Below are 20,539 nucleotides of genomic sequence, written 5' to 3' on the forward strand. Positions count from 1 at the left end.
CCGGCGGCCCGCGCCGGTTGTCACAGCCCGCGCAGCGCGCCACCGTCGACCGGCACGGTGAGGCCGGTCAGGTAGCTCGCGGCGGGGGAGAGCACGAACGCGGCCACCCGGCCGAACTCGGCCGGGTCGCCGATGCGCCGCAACGGGATGCTGGCCTCCGCCTCGGCGCGGGCCCGTTCCGGGTCGCCGGTGGCGGCGAAGAGTTCGCGGTTGCGATCGGTCAGGATCCGGCCGGGCAGCAGGCCGACCACCCGTACGCCGCGTGGGCCGTAGTCGTCGGCGATGTCCTTGGCGACCCCGACCAGACCGGGCCGAAGGCCGTTGGAGATGCCGAGGCCGGGCACCGGCCCGCGGGCCGAGGTGGAGAGCACCAGCCCGATCGCGCCGCCCTCGGGCAGCGCGCCGGCGACCGTGCGTACCGCGCGGACGGTGCCCAGGAAGACGGTCTCGAAGGAGTGCCGCCACTGCTCGTCGGTGACCGACGCGGCTTTGCCGGGCGGCGGGCCGCCGACCGAGATGAGTGCGCCGTCGAGCCGACCGAAGTGCTCCCGGGCCGCCGCGACGAGCTGATCGGGGGTTTCCGGGTCGGCCAGGTCGGCGGTCAGCCCGACCGCCCGCTCCGGTCCACCCAGCCGCTGTGCGGCGGCGGCCACCCCGTCGGCGTCCCGGGCCGAGAGCACCACCCGGGCCCCGTCGGCGACCAGGCACTGCGCCGTCGCGTAGCCCAGGCCGCGGGAGGCGCCGGTGAGCACGTACACCCGGTCGGTCAGTCCGAGATCCATGCCGCCGATCCTGCCGCATCCGGTGCGCCGTCGCCATCGGCGGCGGGCTGTGCCGCCGGTGGACGCGGGGCGGGGCGCAGCAGGCGTACCCGGCCGGCGATCTGCACCGCCACGGCGCCGCCGGCGCGGGCCATCGCCGGCAGCCGGCGCGGACTCGGCGCCCGGCGCCCGTCATAGCGCAGACGGGCTTCCCGGGCAGCCAGCTCCTCGGCGCCCGCCGGGGGCAGCGCGCCGCGCTCGCGCAGCGCCCGGGCCAGGTCCCAACCATCCCGCAGCGAGCCAGCGGTGGGGCGGCCGGCGGCCCAGCCGGCGAAGGTCGACGACCACCCGGCGCCGAGGCCGGCGGCGAGCAGCGGCCAGTGCCGGGCCACCTCGCCAGCCCGCTTACGCAGCAGCGCCGCCCGGGTGGCGGCCAACGGCGCCGGCGCGAACCCCTCCGGCGACGGACCTCCGGCGACCAGCGCCGCGACCAGCTCCGCCTGTCGCTCGGCGAGCCGGCCGGCGCGCGCGTCGCTCGCGCGGTCACCGGCCACCGACGGACCGGTGTCGGCGGGCGAGGACGCGCCGGTCATGTCACGGCCGGGAAGCCCGCAGCGGCGGCCAGGGCGTCCAGCTCGGCGCGGAGCTCCGCTGCCGGTGGGTACCCGCCGTCGCGCTCCAGCAGCAGCGCCGGCGGTCGCCGCCGGGCACAGAGCGCGCCGACCAGTTCCAGCACCGCCGGGGGCACCGCGTCGGTGTGCGTGTCGTGGTAGAAACCGCCGTGTTCGGCGCCGCCGGCCACGTGCGCGTATCCGACCCGGTCCAGTGGCAGCCGGTCCAGCAGCGCGAGCGGGTCGGTGCCCCGGTTGCGGGCGTTGGCGTACACGTTGGCGACGTCCAGCAGCAGCAGCGCCCCGGTCCGGTCCAGGATCTCGGTGAGGAAGTCCCCCTCGTCCAGCTCGTCGTCGGGCCAGTCGACCAGCGCGGCGATCGGTTCCAGGGCGATCGGCACCGGCAGCTCGGCCTGCGCTCGGGCCACGTTGGCACAGACCACGTCGACCGCCTCCCGGCTGCGCGGCAGCGGAAGCAGGTGCCCGGCCTCCAGGCCGCCGGCCCGGACGAAGGCGATGTGCTCGCTGACCAGCGGGGCGTCGACCCGCTGCGCCACCGCGGCCAGGTGGGCGACCCGGGCGGGGTCGACCGGCTCGGTGCCGCCGAGGGAGAGCCGCACCCCGTGGGGTACGACCGTCACCGCGCGCTCGCGCAGCTGCGCCAGGCCCGGCGGGAGGGGCCCGGTCGCGGAAACCGACTCGGCCACCACCTCGACGAAGCGCAGCCCGGGCAGCTCGGCCACGAAGCCTGCGATCTCCGGACGCCAGCCGATGCCGACGCCGGACGGGCCGGTCATCCGCCGCACCCGCCGCCACCACCGCACCCGCCACCCCCGCAGGAGCTGCCGCCGCCGGAGCTGTCCCCGCCGCCATCCCCGCCGCTGGAGCCGGACGACCAGCCACTGCCGGACGCCGCCTGGCGCTGGATCTCGGCCTGCTCGGCGAAGCCCGGGTCGAGTGCCCAGAGCGAGGCGGTGCCGAACAGGGCCACGCCCATCGCGGCGCCGGCCGCGCCATAGGTGGCGTACGCGGGGGACGAGGCGGGGCCCAGGTGGGTGTGTTGGCGGCGCAGGTCGCGCAGCGCGGCGCGACCAGCCCGGGTACGTACCGGCGCCCGCCACAGCACCAGCAGCACCGGCAGCATCGCGACCATGGTGAGCACCAGGTAGCCCACCGCGCGCCCGTTGGACAGCCCGGCGAAGAGCCGGTACCCGCCGATCGCCAGCAGGCCGACGAGGCCCAGGGTCCAGTGCCGGGAGGCGGCCCGCCGCTCGTCGCTGAGCAGCAGTCCACGCTGTTCGAGACCGGTGCGGAGCTGGTTGAGCGCGGTACGGACCCGCTGGTCCTGGGGCAGCTCACCGGCTCGGGCGCGCTGATGGACGGCCCAGTACACCGCCTGGTCCAGCGGGGTGAGGCCGGTCGGCGCCGAGCCGGTGGCGAGCAGCCGGCGGTCCGGGCCGACGCCGATCGCCCCAGCACCGCGCAGGCCACCGACCGCGGCGTGCACCGCGAGGCGGGGACCACCGTTGAGGTATGCGGCCTCCTGGGGACTGAGCGGCCCTGACACCGTGTCCGGGGCGTTGGCTGGCCGGCGGACCCGGTGCCACACCGCGAGCGCGATCATGACGGCGGTCGCCACGAGGTAGAGCCGGAGGAAGGTCGGGCCGGGGATGCCCCAGGTGTCGCCCGACGCGGCGAGGTTGGTCATCGGCTGCTCCTGTCGCCGGAGGGATCGGCGGCCCCATTGTGGAGCAGCGCCGCCACGGTCGGCGCCCCGGTGTTGCGGCGGGACCGCTCAGCGGCGGCGGACCGCCTCCTCGACCAGGTCAAGCACGGGCCCCAGGTCGCCGGCCGGCCGGCCCATCGCCAGGTGCAGCACCAGGCCGTCGTAGGCCAGCTCCAGGAACTGGGCCAGCACGTCGATCGGTACGTCCTCGCGCAGCACCCCGGCGTCGCGCTGGCGGGCCAGCCGGTCCCGGGTCGCCTCGGCGATCGCGGCGGACCGCTCCGCCCAGCGCTTGGCGAACGCCGGGTCGGTGCGCAGCCGGCGGGAGACCTCCAACTGGCTGCCGAGCCAGCCGGTGGTGTCCGGGGAGACCGCGCCGGCCAGCAGGTCGCGCATCACCTGCACCAGACCGTTGCGGGCCACCGTCTCCACCATGGCCGCCGCGTCGTCCTCGGCGACGGCGAGGAAGAGCGAGTCCTTGTCCCGGAAGTGGTGGAAGATGGCGCCCCGGGAGAGCCCGGTGGCCTCCTCGAGGCGGCGTACGGTCGCCCCCTCGTAACCGTGCCGGGCGAAACACGCGCGCGCGGCGGCGAGGATCTCCTGCCGGCGCGCGTCGAGCTGATCCTGGCTTACTCTGGGCACGCGTCGATCGTTGCAGGTCACCCCCGGTGATGCAAACCGTACGTACGGCTTGGTATACCGGCCGGTGCGGGTCACCGCTACCATCGCCCGGTGACCCCGCCCCGCACCGTGCCCGCCGCTCCGCTGACCGTGGCCACCGTCCAGGCAACGCCGACGCCCGGCGACGTCGCCGGCAACGCGATCGCCGCCGCCGACCTGGTCCGCCGGGCCGGTGGGCAGGGCGCCCGGGTGGCCGTCCTGCCCGAGCTGTACCTCTGCGCGTACCACCCGCCGGCCCTCGCCGCCGACCCGGCCGGCACCGACGTCGCGGTCGACCCGGCCGGAATGGTCGCCGACCCCCGGCTCGACCCGCTGCGCGCCGCGGCGCGCGAGGCCGGCGTCACCGTGCTGGTCGGCGCCGCGGCCCGGCACCCGGACGGCCGGCGGACCATCGCCGCGCTGGTGGTCGACCGTGCCGGCGCGGTCCGCGTCGGGTACGACAAGCAGCAGCTGTGGGGCGACGAACGCGAGCTGTTCAGCCCCGGCGGGCGGGGTGCCACGCTGCTCGTCGACGACTGGCGGCTCGGCCTGGGCATCTGCTACGACGGCTGCTTCCCCGAGCACGCCCGCGCCGCCGCCCTCGATGGCGCACACGGTTACCTGTGCCCCAGCGGCTACCTGGCCGGCTCCGCGCACCGCCGGGACCTGTACTACGCCGCTCGTGCCCTGGACAACACCATGTTCGTGGTCTTCGCCAACGCGGTCGGGGGCGCCGACCCGTGGCGGTTCAACGGCGGCGCGGCGATCTACGACCCGCAGGGACGGGTGCTGGCCCGGGGTGCCGACGAGGGCACCTCGGTACTGGTGGCGACCCTGGACCCGGCCGAGCTCGCGGCCACCCGGGCGGCTCATTCGATGCTCGCCGATCGGCTGCCGCACCAGGGCGGCCCGCGGGTGTCGCTGCCCGGTTGAGCCCGTCGTCAGGTCGATACCGGCCGGATCTGTTGGCGGACACGTGGGTCCCGTAGGGTGCCCGAGTGCCACTGCTCCTGCTGGATCTGGACAACACCCTGCTGGATCGGGCCGGGCCGTTCCGCCGCTGGGGTCAGCGCTTCCTGGACGGCGTCGGCGCGCCCTCCACCGACATCGACTGGCTGATCTCGATCGACGCCGACGGGCTGACCGATCGCTGGGATCTGGCCGACGCCATCCGGGACCGCTACGAGCTGCGCATCCCCTCGATCGACCTGGTGGAGGAGCTGCACGACGGGGTGGTGGCGCAGACCCGGCTCGATCCGCTGACCGCCTGCGCGCTGCGGATCGCCGACGACGCCGGCTGGGTGCCGGTGGTGGTCTGCAACGGCACGGTACGGGTGGAGGACGCCAAGATCCGCCAGACCGGCCTGGACCGCTACGTCGCCGACTGGGTGATCTCCGAGGAGGCCGGGGTCAGCAAGCCCAACCCGCGGATCTTCGCGCTCGCCGCGCAGCGGGTCCGGATGCCGCTGCGTGGCGCCTGGGTGGTCGGTGACAGTCCGGAGGCGGACATCGGCGGTGCCGCCGCGGTCGGGCTGCCCAGCGTCTGGCTGCACCGGGGGCGTACCTGGACGGACGTCAGGTTCGCGCCGAGCCGCACCGTGGACGGGCTGATCGCCGCGGTGGCCACCGTGCTCGCCGGCTGACGGGTCGCCGGCCGCGCGTTCTGCCGCCGCTCGGGACCGCGCCGGCCGGCAGCGGCGCTCGAATAATTCGGTTGACCGGCTGCCGGGGCGGCAGCGAGCATTGTCGGCGCATCGTGCACCCGGGCGTGCGCCCGGTCGAGGAGAGGGGGTCGGTCATGGCCGTCTTCGCAGGTCGCTTCCAGCTGCCTTCATCAGCCTCGACCAAGGGAACCTCACCACAGTGCGCGATCATGACCTTCCGGCGCTGGAGCGCCGGAGCCGCGGCAAGAGCCGCTTTGACGACGACGAACCGCAGTTTCTGAAGCGCGGGCGGCCAGCCGAGCCGCCCGTCGACCCGGACGGCGAACCTGACCCGGACACCGGCGAGCGCTGGTCGTCCTGGGACGACGCCGTGCACGGTCCGCAGCCGTACCCGGACTGGCTGATCACCGAGTTGGCCGCCAAGGACATCGAGTTGGGTGTGCTGAAGACCGGCAAGGAAGCGGACGTACACCTGGTCCGCCGGGCGGTGCCCGATACCGACCGTTCCTGCCTGCTGGCGGTCAAGCGGTACCGGGACGCCGAGCACCGGCTGTTCCACCGGGATGCCGGCTACCTGGAGGGCCGCCGGGTGCGCCGTTCCCGGGAGAACCGGGCGATGGCCGGCCGGACGGCGTTCGGCCGACAGATGATCGCCGGGCAGTGGGCGGCGGCCGAGTTCGCCGCGCTGGCCCGGCTCTGGGAGATCGGCGCCGGGCACGACCGGATCGCCGTGCCGTACCCGGTGCAGCTACGCGGCACCGAGCTGATGCTGGAGTTCGTCGGCGACGCCGAGTCGGGGCAGGCCGCGCCCCGGCTGGCTCAGCTGCGGCCCGGCCCGGCCGAGCTGCGCGACCTCTGGGCCCAACTGGTGGAGGCGCTGCGGGTGCTGGCCCGGGCCGGCTACGCGCACGGCGACCTGTCGCCGTACAACCTGCTCGTGCACCGGGGCCGGCTGGTCGTGATCGACCTGCCGCAGGTGGTCGACGTGGTGGCGAACCCGCAGGGGCCTGAGTTCCTGGCCCGCGACGTGCGGGTCGTGGGCGCCTGGTTCGTGGCCCGTGGGCTGCCGGCTGAGCAGGCCGATCCCGGCGTGCTGACCGGGGAGCTGCTGCGCGAGGCGGGCGTCCGCTGACCGGGATGGGTCGGACGGCCGGGTCGGCCGTCCGACCCGCCCGCGCGGGTCACTGCAGGTAGCGCTCCACCGCGGGCTTGGGGCGTTCTCCCTGGGAATCCGGGTCGCCGTGGGTCTGCCGGGCGGCCCGGCGGCGGCGCAGCAGGTCCCAGCACTGGTCGAGGGACTCTTCCAGGTTGCGCAGCCGCTCGCTGGCCTCGCCCTCGGTGCCCGACTCGTGGGCCTGGGCCGCCGCGCGCAGCTTGTGTTCCTCGTCGACCAGCTCGGAGATCCGGTTCAGGATGGTCTTGTCGTCCATGCCACAGAGCCTGGCACAGGGTGCCCGGCATCGCCCGGATTCGGGGGTACCGGTGCGTCCCCGCTCACCGGCGCGGGCACGGCCGGTGCGACGTCGTGCCGCCGTCCCGGTGTCGTGGTCGCCCGGCGGTGCGGGGCGACCGGACCGGCGCGACCAGGCCGCCAGGGTGGGTCACGTCCCGACCTGCGCCGGAGCCTCTCCTGACTATCCACTCAGGACTGACCGAGGGCTGTGCCATCGACGGAGGTCTGGCGTGGCGGTGGAATCTCACTGGCCGCAGGTCTGGAGGTGCCCCGCTTTTGGTGAGATGCTTCCGTCGCCCAGAAGGTGAAAGTTCCACAGTCCCGACCGGCCGAAGTGGACCGCTGCGGCCGGCGGTACGACGAGGAGACGTGGTTTCGATGTCCCAGGTGTCCGATGCCGGCCCCGCCCCCGTCAGCACCGAACCCCGGACGATCCCGCTGCGCCGCGTCCTGCCTGCGATGGTCCGCGACCCGCTCGGCGCACTGGTCGGCTTCGCGGACGCCGCTGGCGGCGAAGTCGTCCGACTGAACCTCGGCTCGTTTCGCCCCTACCTGGTCAGTCACCCGGAGCACCTGCAGAGGGTGCTGCGGGACAACGTTGCCAACTACACCCGCGACGGGGACGGCCTGCTCTGGCGGCCGGTCCGCCGGATCGTCGGCGACGCCATCCTGGTCGCCGAGGGCGAGGTCTGGGAGTCCAGCCGGGGCGCGCTGCAACCGCTGTTCACCGCCAAGCGCGCCGAGACGCTCGTCGACAAGATGGCCGAGGCGATCAACGAGGCGGTCGACGAGTGGCTGGAGCCGGCCCGGGACGGGCGCCCGATCGACGGCGGCGCCGAGCTGACCCGGATCGTGCTGCGCACCACCATGCGGGTGCTCTTCGCCGACCGGATCTCGGTGCCGGACGCGCTGCGCATCAGCGCCGCACTGGACACCGTCACCACCGCGATGCTCCCGCGCCTGCTGGTGCCCTTCGTGCCGTACTCGGTGCCGATGCCCGGCGACCGGCCGTTCCGCGAGGCGGTGCGGACCATCGACGAGGTGGTGCTGCCGATCATCCGGGAAGCCCGGGCCCGGCCCACCGACGGCGACGACATCATCTCCACCCTCTGCCGGCCCCGGGCGGACGGCCAGGTCCCCGACGAGTACGCGATCCGCGGCGACGTGGTGGCGATGTTCTCCACCGCCACCGAGACCACCATCGCCCTGCTCTCCTGGCTCTGGCCGGTGCTGTCGTCCCGGCCCGACGTGGCCGAACTGATGACCGACGAGATCGAGCGGGTGGTCGGCGGCGACCAGGTCCGCCGCGAGCACCTGCCCGAGCTGCGCTACGGCCGGATGGTGCTCGACGAGATGCTGCGGCTCTACCCGGCCGGTTGGATGATCCCGCGGACCGCGGTCGGCGACGACGTGCTGGGCGGGGTGCGGATCAAGGCCGGTGGGACCGTGCTGGTCAGCCCGTACGTCACCCAGCGGATGTCGACGTTCTGGGACGACCCGGAGCTCTTCGACCCGGAGCGGTTCGACCCGGAGCGGCCCCGGCGGCCCTATCGCTACTCCTACTTCCCGTTCGGCGGCGGCCCGCACCAGTGCCTCGGGCAGTACCTGTTCCTGCTGGAGGCGCAGCTCATCGTCAGCACCGTGCTGAGCCGCTACCGCTTCCGGCTGCGCCACCCGGTCGACCTGACGCCCCGGATGGGCGCCTCCCTGCAACCCAAGCAGCGAGCCGAGCTGATCCTGACCCCGGTCGAGCGCCCGGTCGTATCGTGACGGGGGCGCCGCGGCCGGTGCGGGCCGACCTGGACGCCGTCGCCGAGCAGGGCAGGGTGAGCGCCCTCGCCGTGCGGGGCGTACGCGACCTGCAGGACGTCACCGCCGCCCACCCCGAGCTGTTCGAGGCCGGGCCGTTCGACCCGGCGCTACTCAGCTCGGTGGCCACCGCGATCGCCTTCACCGCGCCCTGGCACACCGCCGCCGAGCTGCGGATCACCACCCGTACCCTGCTCTGGGTCTTCGCCGCCGACTGGCAGGTCGACTACCTCGCCAAGTCCGCGGACGACGTCCGGGCGGTGGTGACCGACTGCCTGGCGGTGGCCGACGGCGGCACCCCACCACCGGGACGGCACCTGGCGCGGCTGCTGGCCGACCTGCGCGACGAGCTTGCCGCCGTGCCGGCCTTCGCCCGGCTGCGCCCGGTCTGGCGCGACGAACTGGCCCGGATGCTCGCCGCCGTGGCCCGCGAGTGGGACTGGAAGAAGCTGCCGACCGACCCGGCCACCGGGCAGCGCCTGCCGGACCTGGACGGTTACCTGGACAATGCCGACAACCTCGCCTGCTCCTTCGTCAACGTCACCCACTGGATCGCCACCGGCGACGACGAGACCCTCGCCCAGCTGACCGACCTGCTGGCCGTCGGGCGCGGCGTGCAGCAGGTACTGCGGCTGGTCAACGACCTGGCCACGCACGGCCGGGACACCGAGTGGGGTGACCTGAACGCGCTGCTGCTGGTCGCCGACCCGGCGCAGGTGCACACCCGGCTGGCCGAGCTGACCACCCGGTCCCGGGCGGAACTGGCCACCCTCGGCGAGCGTTGCCCGCGCCAGGCGGACTACCTGCACCGGCAGATCTCCTTCACCGGCGGCTTCTACCAGGTGTCGGACTTCTGGGGGGTGCGCGATGAGTGACGGCGCGTACCGCGTGCTGGACGACCGGGCCACTGGCGGCGATCCGGCGGCAGACCCGGCCACGGACGCCGCCCGCGAGCTGATCGCCGGCCTGGCGCTGCGGCCCTGGGGGCAGGTCGCCTCCTCGGTGTACGAGACCGGCCGGCTGGTCGCCGACGCCCCCTGGCTGGCGGGGCACCACCAGCGGATCGGGTTCCTGCTGCGCGGCCAGCGCCCGGACGGCGCGTGGGGCCCACCCGAGGGGTACGCCCTGGTGCCCACCCTGAGCGCCACCGACGCGCTGCTCGCCGCGCTGGCCGACGGCCGGGCCGGAACGGACCTGCTCGCCCCGGTGGCGCGTGGGCTGGGCGCGCTCACCCGCACCCTGCTCGCTAGCGACGCCCGGGTCCTGCCGGACACCCCGGCGCTGGACCTCATCGTCCCGGCGCTGGTCGACTCGATCAACGAGCGGCTGGCCGGGCTGGACCGGGCGACCGCGGATCGGCTGCCCCGCCCACCGCTGGGGCTGCCCGCCGGGCTGGGCCCGGACCGACTGCTCGCGGTGCGAACGGCGGTGGCCGCCGGTGCGCCGCTGCCGCCGAAACTGGCCCACTTCTACGAGGTGCTGGACGCGACGCCGACCGACGCCGGGCCCAGCCTCACCGCCGTGGGCGCGTCACCCGCCGCGACCGCGGCCTGGCTGACCACGGCCGGCCCGGACGCCGGCCCCGCCGCGCACGCCTTCCTGCGGGAGCTGATCCGCGACGGTGGCGGCCCGGTGCCCTGCCCGGCCCCGATCACCGTGTTCGAGCGGGCCTGGGTGCTCAGTGGACTGTGTCGCGCCGGTGTCGCGGTCAACCCGCCGGCCGCCGTGCTGGAGAGCCTGACCGGGGCCGCCGGCGCCGAGGGCATCGCCACCGGTGCCGGCCTGCCGACCGACGCCGACACCACCTCGGTGGCGCTGGACGCGCTGGCCCGGCTCGGCCGCCCGGCCGATCCGGCCAGCCTGTGGGCGTACGAGACGGCGGACGGCTTCTGCACCTGGCCGGGTGAGGACGGCTTCTCGGTCACCACCAACGCGCACGTGCTGGACGCCTTCGGCCAGCACCTGGCCGCGCACCCGGACGCCGAGGCGCGGTACCGGAGGGCGGTCGACCGGCTCAGTGTCGTGCTGCCCGGGCGCCAGCGCGCCGATGGCGGCTGGCAGGACCGATGGCACGCCTCGCCGTACTACGCCACCGCCTGCTGCGTGCAGGCACTGGTGGAGTTCGGCCGGGGCGCGGCGGCGGCCGAGGCGGTGGACCGAGCGGCCCGGTGGGTGCTGGACACCCAGCGCGCCGACGGCTCGTGGGGGCGGTGGGTCGGCACCGCCGAGGAGACGGCGTACGCCCTGCAGGTCCTGCTGGCGGCACCGACGGCGGTGCCGCGGGTCGACGACGCGCTGGCCCGTGGGCACTCCTACCTGCACGAACCGGCCACCCGGGAGCACCCTCCACTGTGGTACGGCAAGGAGCTCTACTGTCCTACCGCCATCGTCCGCTCGGCGGTGTTGGCCGCCTGCCGGCTGGCCGCCATCCGCGCCACGGGTCTCGGTCATTCGGTGGTGGATTGTGGTTACCGGGCAACAAAAACAACAACTTGAGGGGTTGTGTGGACACTGCTAGCGTACGCAGAGCCTCAGCCCCGTATGCCCCGCTGCGGTGGGACATCGCCCTCCATGATCACCCGTTGATGAGCTGAGTCAACGCCCTGCCTGGGACGGTTCAATGCGTTCTCGCGGTACGAGTATCCGCACCAAGGTCGTCGCCCTGCTCCTCTCCCTTGTCGCGCTCTGGATGTTCGCGGCGTGGGTGACCCTGCGTGACGGCTTCAACCTGCTCGGTGTCCAGTTGCTCAACAGCAAGGTCTATGCGCCGAGTGAACCGCTGCTCCAGGAGCTCCAGTTGGAGCGGCGGTTGACCCAGGCGTACCTGAGCAACCCCGACGCCGAACAGCGGGCGGCGCTGGAGGCCGAGCAGCGCAAGACCGCGCAGCTGGCGGGAGACTTCGCCGCCTCGGCCCGCAACTGGCAGGTCGACGTGGCCGGCAGCTCGGCGCTCGACGCCCAGCTCGCCACGTCGATCGCCCGGATCGACGCGCTTGAGCAGACCCGCGCCGAGGTGCTGGGCCGCAAGATCGACCGGATCGCCGCCGCCGCCGCCTACACCGACGCGATCGAGTCGATCTTCAAGATCTACGACGTGACCGGCAGCCTGGACGACAAGACGATCGCTGGCGAAGCCGCCGCCCTGATCCAGCTCAACCGGACGAAGGAGCTGATCTCCCAGGAGGACGCTCTGCTCAGCGGCCTGTTCGGTAACGGCCGGATGAGCGGACCGGAGTACGCCCGGTACGTCGCCCTGGTCGGCGCCGAGCGCTTCCTCGGCGAGGAGACCCGGGCCCGGCTCGGCGACGCCGACCAGCGCCGCTACCAGCAGCTCGTCGACGGGGAGGCGTTCACCCGGCTGCGCGCCGTGCAGGACAGCATCATCCGCGAGGGACGCCCCGCGACCCAGTTGCCGATCAGCGCCGAGCAGTGGCGCGGCACCGTCGAGCCGGCGCTGGCCGAGGTGAACGAAGCGGTGGTCGCCGGCGGTGAGGGCATCGTGGGCCGGGCAACCGGCGTCGCCGTGATGGTCGTCGTCCGGCTGGTGCTCGCCACCGGCCTGGGCCTGCTCGCCGTCATCGCCTCCGTCGTCGTCTCGATCACCACGGCCCGGACCCTGCTGCGCCAGCTGGACCGGCTGCGCCAGGCCGCCTGGCAGCTCGCCGACGAGCGGCTGCCCCGGGTGGTGGAGCGAATCGGCCGTGGCGAGGAGGTCGACGTGGCCACCGAGGCGCCTCCGCTGGAGTTCGGCACCGACGAGATCGGCCAGGTCGGCAAGGCGTTCAACGCGGTCCAGGAGACCGCTCTGCGTACCGCCGTCGAGCAGGCCGACCTGCGTCGCAACGTCCGCGAGGTCTTCCTCAGCCTGGCCCGACGCACCCAGGCGCTGGTGCACCGCCAGCTCACCCTGCTGGACGCGATGGAGCGGCGCGAACACGACGCCGAGGAGTTGGAGGACCTGTTCCGGGTCGACCACCTGGCCACCCGGATGCGGCGCAACGCGGAGAACCTGATCGTGCTCTCCGGCTCCACCCCGGGCCGGGCCTGGCGGCGCAACGTGCCGATGGTCGACGTGGTGCGCGGCGCGGTGGCCGAGGTGGAGGACTACACCCGGGTCAACGTGCTGCCGCTCGGGCCGGTCTCGCTCGCCGGCCGCGCGGTCGGCGACATCATCCACCTGCTCGCCGAGCTGATCGAGAACGGCCTGTCGTTCTCCCCACCGCACACCACAGTGGAGGTTCGCGGCCAGCTGGTGGCCAACGGGTTCGCCATCGAGATCGAGGACCGGGGTCTCGGCATGAGCGAGGAGGACCTGGCCGCGGCGAACCACCGGATCGTCGACCAGTCCGAGCTGAACCTCGCCAACGCCGCCCGCCTCGGGCTCTACGTGGTGAGCCGGCTGACCGAACGACACGGCGTGCGGGTACGGCTCAAGGAGTCGGCGTACGGCGGCACCACCGCGGTCGTGCTGATCCCGGTGGACCTGGTCACCGAGAACGGCGTGAGCCCGGAGGACTCCGACTCGTTCCAGACCGGGTCACCGGCCATCCCGCTGCCCTCCGCCCCGACCGCCGGCCCTGCGGGTACCGGCCGCCCGGCCCTCGTCGCGCCCATCGCGTTGGCCGCCGCGCCAGCGACGCCGGACGTACCGGAGCCGGTGACCCCGGCCACCCCGGGGGCGGCCGACACCAGCACCCCGACGGTGCAGGCCGACGGCACCGAGGTGGCCTCCCTGCCCACCCGACAGCGGACGACGCCCGCGACCGCAACGCCGGAGCTGCCCAGCCGGGCACGCCGCGATTTGGGCCAGCCCGCCCTGGAGGGCCCGACGATGCCCACCGGCCTGCCCGCGCTCGACCGCGCCGGGCCGGCGGACAGCGCCGGCACACCGGGCGCGGACGGCGACGGGGGACCGGCGCCGGTCCGGGCCGAGACGGACCGGACCGACTCGGGCCTGCCGGTCCGGATCCGGCAGGCGAACATCGTGCCCGAGTTGCGCGACGACCCGGCGGCGACGGAGACCGCCGACGACGAGGAAGTGGCGCGTCCGCCCGAGCAGGTGCGCCGGATGATGAGCTCCTACCAGACCGGCACCCAGCGCGGTCGGACCGACGCGGCGCGACTGCTCGGCGGCGCGTCCGGCGCGCCGCCGGCGGCGACGCCCGAGCCGACCGACGAGGAACCGCAAGCTACCTGACCGGCGCCGATGATGCGGGTTTCCGCGCGGTGTGACGGTCAGCCCCAGACGAGCACGGCGACAACAGCCGGGGGAGAAGAGGACGACGAGTGGGCCAGAAGACGGCTTCGAGTGCCGACCTGACGTGGTTGCTGGATGATCTGGTGGGCCGGGTGAAGCAGGCCGAGCATGCGGTCGCACTCTCGACCGACGGGTTGTTGATGGCCTCCTCGCAGGGGCTGAGCCGGGACGACGGCGAGCACCTCGCGGCGATGGCGGCCGGCATCCAGAGCCTCGCCCGGGGTGCCGGCAAGCGCTTCGGCGGCGGGCAGGTGCAGCAGACCATCATCGAGATGCAGTCGTCCTTCCTGTTCGTCACCGCGGCCGGCCGCAACGCCTGCCTGGCGGTCCTGGCCAGTGAGGACGCCGACGTCGGCCTGATCGCCTACGAGATGGCGATGCTGGTCACCCGGGTCGGCAAGTACGTGGCCTCACCATCCCGCGTCGATCAGCCGGCCGGCGAGAAGTAGCGGCCATGACGGTGCAGGGAGAATCCGCGGACCATCAGTGGGTGGATGACCATGCGGGCCCGGTGGTGCGCCCGTACGCGGTGACGCGTGGACGGGCGCGCCCGATCACCGGCACGTTCGACCTCATCTCCCTGGTCACCGCGACCCGAGCCGACGTCACACCGGAGGTCGGTCTCGGTCCGGAGCACCTGGCGATCGTCGGACTGTGTCAGCGCATTCAGTCCGTCGCCGAGATCGCCGCCCATCTCGACCTGCCGGTGGGCACCATCCGGGTGCTCCTCGGTGACCTGGCGGCTCGCAGCCTGGTGCAGGTCCGCGAGCCGCAGACCACGGCCGGTCTTCCCGACAACAGCATCTTCGAGGCGGTAATCAATGGACTACGGGCACTCTGACCGGCCGGCGGGAGCGCCCCCACTGCCCACCGCGATCAAGATCTTGGTCGCCGGTGGCTTCGGTGTGGGCAAGACGACCATGGTCGGCGCGGTGAGCGAGACCCGACCGTTGCGCACCGAGGAGGTGCTGACCGAGTCCGGGGTCGGCATCGACGACCTGTCCGGGGTGGAGGGCAAGACCACCACCACCGTGGCGATGGACTTCGGCCGGATCACCATCAGTGACGATCTGGTGCTCTACCTGTTCGGCACGCCCGGGCAGGACCGGTTCTGGTTCGTCTGGGACGAGCTGGCGCTGGGTGCCATCGGCGCCGTGGTGCTGGCCGACACCCGTCGGCTGGCCGACTGCTTCCCGTCGATCGACTACTTCGAGGGCCGGGGCACCCCGTTCGTGGTCGCGGTGAACTGCTTCGCGGGAGCCCGGCAGTACCGGCTCGACGAGGTCCAGGCCGCGCTGAACCTGGACCCGGGGGTGCCGGTGCTGCTCTGCGACGCCCGCCAGCGCGAGTCCAGCAAGGAGGTGCTCGTGACGCTCATGGAGCACGCCATGAAGACCCGGGAGGCCCGCCGCCGCGCCGCCGGCGCGAACTGACCGACGGCCGGCGAGATTTCCCGGCACCCGGTGTCCGGAACGGCCGCGGCCGTTCGTCATGCTGGCGATACCCGGACACACCCAGGGAGCGCCCAGATGAAGTACATGATGTTCGTCTGCACCGACACCGAGCCGGACACCGACCCGACCGACGTACCGGACATCCACGCGTGGGTAGCCGAGAACGATGCCCGTGGTCGCCGCCTCCAGGGCAACGAACTGGCGCCGACCACGGCGGCCACCACGGTCCGGGTGCGCGGCGGTGAACTGCTCGTCTCCGACGGACCGTTCGCCGAGACCACGGAGGTGATCGTGGGCTTCGACCTGCTCGACTGTGCCGACCTGGACGAGGCGATCGAGGTGGCGCGCACCCACCCGATGGCCCGCCACGGCCGGCTGGAACTGCGCCCGCTCATCGACCTCTCCGCCTAGCCAGGTGAAGGGATCGGAAGCGACGGCCGGTGACCGGATCGGAAGCGCCGACCGGTGAGCGGCACGTGAGCGCCGGCCGGGTGACCGGCACGGGGGTGGTCGCGGCGGCGGACGCCGTCGCGGCCGCCAGCGCCGAGGCGTACCCCCGGATCGTCGCGACCCTGATCCGGGTGACCGGGGACTGGGCGCTGGCCGAGGACTGCGCCCAGGAGGCGCTGGCCGTCGCCCTGGAGCGCTGGCCCGGCGACGGCGTGCCGGCCAACCCGGGCGGCTGGCTGATGACGGTGGCCCGCAACCGGGCGGTCGACGTGCTGCGTCGGGCCGCCGTCGAGCGCCGCAAGCTGCACGACCTGGCGGTGCTCACGCCGGCCGATGGGCAGCCCGAGCCGAGCGTGGGCGGGGACGTGGTGGACGACCGGCTGAAACTGATCTTCACCTGCTGCCATCCGGCGCTCGCGATCGAGGCCCGAGTGGCGTTGACGCTGCGCACGGTCTGCGGCGTGCCGACCGCCGCCATCGCCCGACTCCTCCTGGTCAGCGAGTCGACGATGACCCGACGGCTGACCCGGGCCCGGACCCGCATCGCGCAGGCCGGCATCCCGTACCGGGTGCCGGACGGGCCGGCGCTGGCCGAGCGGCTGCCCGGAGTGCTCGCCGTGCTGTACCTGCTCTTCACCCGGGGTTACGAAGCCGACGGCGAGCCGGCCTTCGCCGACGAGGCGATCCGGCTGGCCCGGCTGCTCGACCGGCTGATGCCGGAGCAGTCCGAGGTGGCCGCGCTGCTGGCTCTGTTCCTGCTCCAGCACTCCCGCCGGGACGCCCGCCGCGACGCCGCCGGCAACCTGCTCACCCTCGATCGGCAGGACCGCCGCCGGTGGGACCACACCGCGATCGCCGAAGGGCTCGGCGCGCTGGCCCGGGTACGCCACGACGGGCCGTACGCGTGGCAGGCGCGGATCGCCGCCTGCCACGCCACCGCCGGTTCCGCCGAGGCCACCGACTGGCCGGCGATCGCGCGGGCCTACGACGCGCTGGCCGGGATCCGCCCCTCGCCGGTGGTCGCGCTGAACCGCGCGGTGGCGCATGGCTACGCGCACGGTCCGGCCGCCGGGTTGACGGTGCTCGACGCGGCCCGCGCCGGGGGTGGCCTGGACGACCACCCGCTGGCCGTCGCCGTGGAGGCCGACCTGGTGGCTCGGCAGGGCGACCGGCTGCACGCCGCCACCCTGTTCCGGCGGGCCGCGGCGGCGGTGGGCTCCGCCGCCGAGCGCCGGGCCCTGCTGGGCCGGGCCGTCGAGCTCGCACCGTAGCCCGCCGCGCCGCGCGGGCTCGGAACGCGGCAGGGCCCCTGACCGCTCGCGGCGGTCAGGGGCCCTGGTGACGTCGGTACGTCAGTTGGCGATCATGCGGCGCAGCACGTACTGCAGGATGCCGCCGTGCCGGTAGTAGTCCGCCTCGCCCGGGGTGTCGATCCGGACCACCGCGTCGAACTCGACGCCAGTGTCCGTGGTCACCGTCACCGTGCGCGGGACCTCGCCGTCGTTGAGCGCGGTCACCCCGGTGATGGTGAACGTCTCGGTGCCGGTGAGGCCGAGCGACTCCGCGGTGGTGTCCAGCGGGAACTGCAGCGGCAGCACGCCCATGCCGATCAGGTTGGAGCGGTGGATCCGCTCGTAGGACTCGGCGATGACCGCCCGGACGCCCAGCAGCATGGTGCCCTTGGCCGCCCAGTCCCGCGACGAACCCGAGCCGTACTCCTTGCCAGCCAGCACGACCAGCGGGATGCCGGCCTCCTGGTACGCCACCGAGGCGTCGTAGATCGAGGCCTGCTCGCCGGTGAGGTGGTTGACGGTGAAGCCGCCCTCCACCCCGGGCACCAGCTGGTTGCGCAGCCGGATGTTGGCGAAGGTGCCCCGGATCATCACCTCGTGGTTGCCCCGGCGGGAGCCGTACGAGTTGAACTCGTGGCGCGGCACGCCGTGCTCGGCGAGGTACTGCCCGGCCGGGGAGTCGGCCTTGATCGAGCCGGCCGGCGAGATGTGGTCGGTGGTCACCGAGTCACCCAGCTTGGCCAGCACCCGCGCGCCGGAGATGTCGACGACCTGCTGCGGCTCGCGCTGCATGCCCTCGAAGTACGGGGGCTTACGCACGTAGGTGGAGTCGTTCTCCCAGGCGAAGGTGTCGCCGGTCGGGGTGGGCAGCGACTGCCACCGCTCGTCGCCGGCGAAGACGTCGGCGTACGCGGCGCTGAACCCGGTGGCGCCGATCGCCTGGGCGATGACGTCCTGGATCTCGGCGCTGTTCGGCCAGATCTCGCGCAGGAAGACCGGGTTGCCCTCGGTGTCCTCGCCGATCGGCTCGTTGGCGAGGTCGATGTCCATCGTGCCGGCGAGCGCGTACGCGACCACCAGCGGCGGAGACGCCAGGTAGTTCATCTTGACGTCCGGGTTGATCCGGCCCTCGAAGTTCCGGTTGCCGGACAGCACCGAGACGACGGCGAGGTCCTTCTCGTTGACCGCGGCGGACACCTCCTCCGGCAGCGGGCCGGAGTTGCCGATGCAGGTGGTGCAGCCGTAGCCGACCAGGTTGAAGCCGAGCTTGTCCAGGTACGGGGTGAGACCGGCCCGCTCGTAGTAGTCCATGACGACCTTGGAGCCGGGCGCCAGCGTGGTCTTGACCCACGGCTTGCGGGTCAGGCCCTTCTCCACCGCGTTGCGAGCAAGCAGCGCGGCGCCGATCATCACCTGCGGGTTGGAGGTGTTGGTGCAGGAGGTGATCGCGGCGATCACCACGGCACCGTGGTCCAGCTCGTACTCGACGCCGTCGGCGCCGGTGACCCGGACCGGGTCGGTGGCCCGCCCGCCGGAGCCGACCGCCGCCGTCTCCAGGTCGCGCGGCTCGTCGGCCGGGTCGCTGAACTCGTTGGCCGGCGGGTCGCTGGCCGGGAAGGACTCGGCGCTGGCCTCGTCGGCGGGACCGTTGGCGCCGATCGGCAGCTGCTCGCGGGCCACGCCCGGCTTGAGGTCGCGCTCGCCGGCGGAGTCGTCGGCGACGTAGTCGGTCAGCGCCGAGCGGAACAGCGTCTTGGCGGAGCCCAGCGGCACCCGGTCCTGCGGGCGCTTCGGGCCGGCCAGGGACGGCTCGATGGTGCTCAGGTCGAGCTCCAGGCGCTCGGAGTACTCCGGCTCGGCCTCCGGGTCGTGCCAGAGGCCCTGCTCCTTGGCGTACGCCTCGACGAGCGCGACCTGCGCGGCGTCCCGGCCGGTCAGCTCCAGGTAGCGGACCGTCTCGGCGTCGATCGGGAAGATCGCCACGGTGGAGCCGTACTCGGGGGACATGTTGCCGATGGTGGCGCGGTTGGCCAGCGGCACTGCGCTCACGCCGGGGCCGTAGAACTCGACGAACTTGCCGACCACGCCGTGCTTGCGCAGCATCTCGGTGATGGTGAGCACCAGGTCGGTGGCAGTGGTGCCAGCCGGCATCTCGCCGTGCAGCTTGAAGCCCACCACGCGGGGGATCAGCATGCTGACCGGCTGCCCGAGCATGGCGGCCTCGGCCTCAATGCCGCCGACGCCCCAGCCCAGCACGCCCAGGCCGTTGACCATCGTGGTGTGCGAGTCGGTGCCGACCACGGTGTCCGGGTACGCCTGGCCGTTGCGCTCCATGATCGTGCGGGCCAGGTACTCGATGTTGACCTGGTGCACGATGCCGGTGCCCGGCGGGACGACCTTGAACTCGTTGAACGCGGTCTGGCCCCAGCGCAGGAACTGGTAGCGCTCCTTGTTGCGCTCGTACTCCAGCTCGACGTTGCGCTCGAAGGCGTCCGCGCGGCCGAACAGGTCGGCGATCACCGAGTGGTCGATGACCAGCTCGGCCGGGGCGAGGGGGTTGACCTTCGTGGCGTCACCGCCCAGGTCGCGCACCGCCTCGCGCATGGTGGCCAGGTCGACCACGCAGGGCACGCCGGTGAAGTCCTGCATCAGCACCCGCGCGGGGGTGAACTGGATCTCCACGCTCGGGGCCGCGGTGGAATCCCACCCGCCGAGCTGGCGGATGTGGTCGGCGGTGATGTTCGCGCCGTCCTCGGTCCGCAGCAGGTTTTCCAGCAGGATCTTCAGGCTGTACGGCAGCCGGTCGTGGCCGTCCACCTTGTCAATCCGGAAAATCTCGTAGCTCGCGTCTCCGACGCGTAGCTGGGTCTTCGCACCGAAGGTGTCGAGGCTCGCCACGTCGTACTCCTTCACACCAGCGACCGTGAGTAGTCCTGAGCAGTGTGTCGCACCGGCCGGGGTGCCGCCGAGGTTAGGTAACACTTACCGCCGATTCCGCTCTCAACAAAACCGTACGTCCGTCTTGCTAGATATGCAACCCAGCGCCGACCCCTTCGGCACCAGCCTTACCCCTAGCCTCCTAGGACGCCCTGCCGAGCGTGCCTCAGGCCGCGCGAGCTGGATTCGCACCGCTGGGCCGGTTCCTGCTGGCCACGCCGCCGGCGGCTGGGCTGGGCTGGTTCTTGGGGTGCTCGCCGTTTCGCCAGTAGCTGGTGGCTCCGCCGACAGGCCCGTCGGTTCGCGGCGGCCGAGCCGATGCCGGACGCCGACCCGGTCCGCGCCGGTAGAAGACCCTGACCCGAACGACGACGAAGGGCCGGACCCCTGGTGGGGGTCCGGCCCTTCGTTGTTGGTTGCTTCAGGTCAGCTGGTGGCGTAGCCGCGGGTGGCGATCCAGTCGGC

19 protein-coding genes are annotated in these 20,539 nt (G+C 73.5%); 12 read left to right on the forward strand and 7 right to left on the reverse strand.

Annotated elements, in window-relative coordinates:
- Window positions 1-20: 20 nt before the first annotated feature.
- The 5 genes from ABZV00_RS29820 to ABZV00_RS29840 form a co-directional block, all read right to left on the reverse strand.
- Entirely contained in the window at window positions 21-782 is a 762-nt protein-coding gene (locus tag ABZV00_RS29820) for an SDR family oxidoreductase (protein ID WP_355612187.1), read from the reverse strand.
- On the reverse strand, window positions 767-1,354 hold the full coding sequence (locus ABZV00_RS29825) for a hypothetical protein (RefSeq protein WP_355612190.1): 588 nt from the start codon (window positions 1,352-1,354) through the stop codon (window positions 767-769). The genes ABZV00_RS29820 and ABZV00_RS29825 overlap by 16 nt, the downstream gene beginning before the upstream one ends.
- Window positions 1,351-2,169, reverse strand: coding sequence for a DUF692 domain-containing protein (locus tag ABZV00_RS29830; protein WP_355612193.1), 819 nt, complete (start codon window positions 2,167-2,169; stop codon window positions 1,351-1,353). The genes ABZV00_RS29825 and ABZV00_RS29830 overlap by 4 nt, the downstream gene beginning before the upstream one ends.
- Window positions 2,166-3,080 carry a TIGR04222 domain-containing membrane protein gene (locus ABZV00_RS29835; RefSeq protein WP_355612195.1) on the reverse strand — a complete coding sequence of 305 codons (915 nt, stop codon included), beginning with the start codon at window positions 3,078-3,080 and terminating at the stop codon, window positions 2,166-2,168. Before ABZV00_RS29835 ends, ABZV00_RS29830 begins: the two co-directional genes overlap by 4 nt.
- An 87-nt stretch (window positions 3,081-3,167) precedes the next feature.
- Window positions 3,168-3,740 (reverse strand): helix-turn-helix domain-containing protein, encoded by a 573-nt coding sequence (locus tag ABZV00_RS29840; RefSeq protein WP_328418725.1) that lies wholly within the window; start codon window positions 3,738-3,740, stop codon window positions 3,168-3,170.
- Window positions 3,741-3,830: 90 nt separating this feature from the next.
- Between ABZV00_RS29840 and ABZV00_RS29845 the strand changes: the two genes are divergently transcribed.
- The 3 genes from ABZV00_RS29845 to ABZV00_RS29855 all read left to right on the forward strand — a co-directional run bounded on the left by ABZV00_RS29845 (window position 3,831) and on the right by ABZV00_RS29855 (window position 6,554).
- Window positions 3,831-4,691 carry a carbon-nitrogen hydrolase family protein gene (locus tag ABZV00_RS29845; RefSeq protein WP_328418724.1) on the forward strand — a complete coding sequence of 287 codons (861 nt, stop codon included), beginning with the start codon at window positions 3,831-3,833 and terminating at the stop codon, window positions 4,689-4,691.
- A 65-nt stretch (window positions 4,692-4,756) separates the two neighbouring features.
- Window positions 4,757-5,401, forward strand: coding sequence for an HAD family hydrolase (locus ABZV00_RS29850; RefSeq protein ID WP_328418723.1), 645 nt, complete (start codon window positions 4,757-4,759; stop codon window positions 5,399-5,401).
- Window positions 5,402-5,621: 220 nt separating this feature from the next.
- Window positions 5,622-6,554, forward strand: a complete 933-nt coding sequence (locus ABZV00_RS29855) for an RIO1 family regulatory kinase/ATPase (RefSeq protein WP_355612200.1) — start codon at window positions 5,622-5,624, stop codon at window positions 6,552-6,554.
- Between the two features lie 49 nt (window positions 6,555-6,603).
- Here the strand turns inward: ABZV00_RS29855 and ABZV00_RS29860 are convergent, their stop codons facing one another.
- Window positions 6,604-6,852 carry a DUF2630 family protein gene (locus ABZV00_RS29860; RefSeq protein ID WP_355612203.1) on the reverse strand — a complete coding sequence of 83 codons (249 nt, stop codon included), beginning with the start codon at window positions 6,850-6,852 and terminating at the stop codon, window positions 6,604-6,606.
- 455 nt (window positions 6,853-7,307) lie between these two features.
- On the opposite strand from ABZV00_RS29860, the gene ABZV00_RS29865 reads away from it, so the two are divergent.
- The 9 genes from ABZV00_RS29865 (at window position 7,308) to ABZV00_RS29905 (ending at window position 17,116) form a co-directional block, all read left to right on the forward strand.
- Window positions 7,308-8,645, forward strand: a complete 1,338-nt coding sequence (locus ABZV00_RS29865; protein ID WP_355612233.1) for a cytochrome P450 — start codon at window positions 7,308-7,310, stop codon at window positions 8,643-8,645.
- A complete protein-coding gene (locus ABZV00_RS29870) occupies window positions 8,642-9,559 on the forward strand; it encodes a terpene synthase family protein (RefSeq protein WP_355612206.1) in 918 nt (305 codons plus the stop codon). Before ABZV00_RS29865 ends, ABZV00_RS29870 begins: the two co-directional genes overlap by 4 nt.
- Window positions 9,552-11,180, forward strand: coding sequence for a prenyltransferase/squalene oxidase repeat-containing protein (locus ABZV00_RS29875; RefSeq protein ID WP_355612209.1), 1,629 nt, complete (start codon window positions 9,552-9,554; stop codon window positions 11,178-11,180). The genes ABZV00_RS29870 and ABZV00_RS29875 overlap by 8 nt, the downstream gene beginning before the upstream one ends.
- A gap of 124 nt (window positions 11,181-11,304) precedes the next feature.
- The gene (locus ABZV00_RS29880) at window positions 11,305-13,881 is read left to right on the forward strand and encodes a nitrate- and nitrite sensing domain-containing protein (protein ID WP_355612212.1); all 2,577 of its coding nucleotides are present in this window, start codon (window positions 11,305-11,307) and stop codon (window positions 13,879-13,881) included.
- Window positions 13,882-13,970: 89 nt separating this feature from the next.
- Window positions 13,971-14,390, forward strand: a complete 420-nt coding sequence (locus ABZV00_RS29885) for a roadblock/LC7 domain-containing protein (RefSeq protein ID WP_355612215.1) — start codon at window positions 13,971-13,973, stop codon at window positions 14,388-14,390.
- A 5-nt stretch (window positions 14,391-14,395) separates the two neighbouring features.
- Complete coding sequence (locus ABZV00_RS29890; protein ID WP_328418716.1) at window positions 14,396-14,782, forward strand: DUF742 domain-containing protein; 387 nt, start codon at window positions 14,396-14,398, stop codon at window positions 14,780-14,782.
- The gene (locus ABZV00_RS29895; protein ID WP_328418715.1) at window positions 14,763-15,374 is read left to right on the forward strand and encodes an ATP/GTP-binding protein; all 612 of its coding nucleotides are present in this window, start codon (window positions 14,763-14,765) and stop codon (window positions 15,372-15,374) included. The genes ABZV00_RS29890 and ABZV00_RS29895 overlap by 20 nt, the downstream gene beginning before the upstream one ends.
- Before the next feature lie 96 nt (window positions 15,375-15,470).
- Window positions 15,471-15,806, forward strand: a complete 336-nt coding sequence (locus ABZV00_RS29900; RefSeq protein ID WP_355612218.1) for a YciI family protein — start codon at window positions 15,471-15,473, stop codon at window positions 15,804-15,806.
- A gap of 95 nt (window positions 15,807-15,901) precedes the next feature.
- Window positions 15,902-17,116, forward strand: a complete 1,215-nt coding sequence (locus tag ABZV00_RS29905) for a sigma-70 family RNA polymerase sigma factor (protein ID WP_355612236.1) — start codon at window positions 15,902-15,904, stop codon at window positions 17,114-17,116.
- Window positions 17,117-17,197: 81 nt separating this feature from the next.
- Here ABZV00_RS29905 and ABZV00_RS29910 read toward each other — a convergent pair whose 3' ends face one another.
- Window positions 17,198-20,050, reverse strand: coding sequence for an aconitate hydratase (locus tag ABZV00_RS29910; protein ID WP_355612221.1), 2,853 nt, complete (start codon window positions 20,048-20,050; stop codon window positions 17,198-17,200).
- Window positions 20,051-20,539: the final 489 nt, after the last annotated feature.

The sequence above is a fragment of the Micromonospora sp. NPDC005173 genome (assembly GCF_040608515.1).
Lineage (GTDB): Bacteria > Actinomycetota > Actinomycetes > Mycobacteriales > Micromonosporaceae > Micromonospora.

Bases quoted from the DNA above. Each gene is read 5' to 3' on its own strand.
- ABZV00_RS29835 (WP_355612195.1), bottom strand. From the start codon at position 3,080: ATGACCAACCTCGCCGCGTCGGGCGACACCTGGGGCATCCCCGGCCCG.
- ABZV00_RS29860 (WP_355612203.1), bottom strand. From the start codon at position 6,852: ATGGACGACAAGACCATCCTGAACCGGATCTCCGAGCTGGTCGACGAG.
- ABZV00_RS29880 (WP_355612212.1), top strand. From the start codon at position 11,305: ATGCGTTCTCGCGGTACGAGTATCCGCACCAAGGTCGTCGCCCTGCTC.
- ABZV00_RS29875 (WP_355612209.1), top strand. From the start codon at position 9,552: ATGAGTGACGGCGCGTACCGCGTGCTGGACGACCGGGCCACTGGCGGC.
- ABZV00_RS29830 (WP_355612193.1), bottom strand. From the start codon at position 2,169: ATGACCGGCCCGTCCGGCGTCGGCATCGGCTGGCGTCCGGAGATCGCA.
- ABZV00_RS29825 (WP_355612190.1), bottom strand. From the start codon at position 1,354: ATGACCGGCGCGTCCTCGCCCGCCGACACCGGTCCGTCGGTGGCCGGT.
- ABZV00_RS29900 (WP_355612218.1), top strand. From the start codon at position 15,471: ATGAAGTACATGATGTTCGTCTGCACCGACACCGAGCCGGACACCGAC.
- ABZV00_RS29890 (WP_328418716.1), top strand. From the start codon at position 14,396: ATGACGGTGCAGGGAGAATCCGCGGACCATCAGTGGGTGGATGACCAT.
- ABZV00_RS29895 (WP_328418715.1), top strand. From the start codon at position 14,763: ATGGACTACGGGCACTCTGACCGGCCGGCGGGAGCGCCCCCACTGCCC.
- ABZV00_RS29820 (WP_355612187.1), bottom strand. From the start codon at position 782: ATGGATCTCGGACTGACCGACCGGGTGTACGTGCTCACCGGCGCCTCC.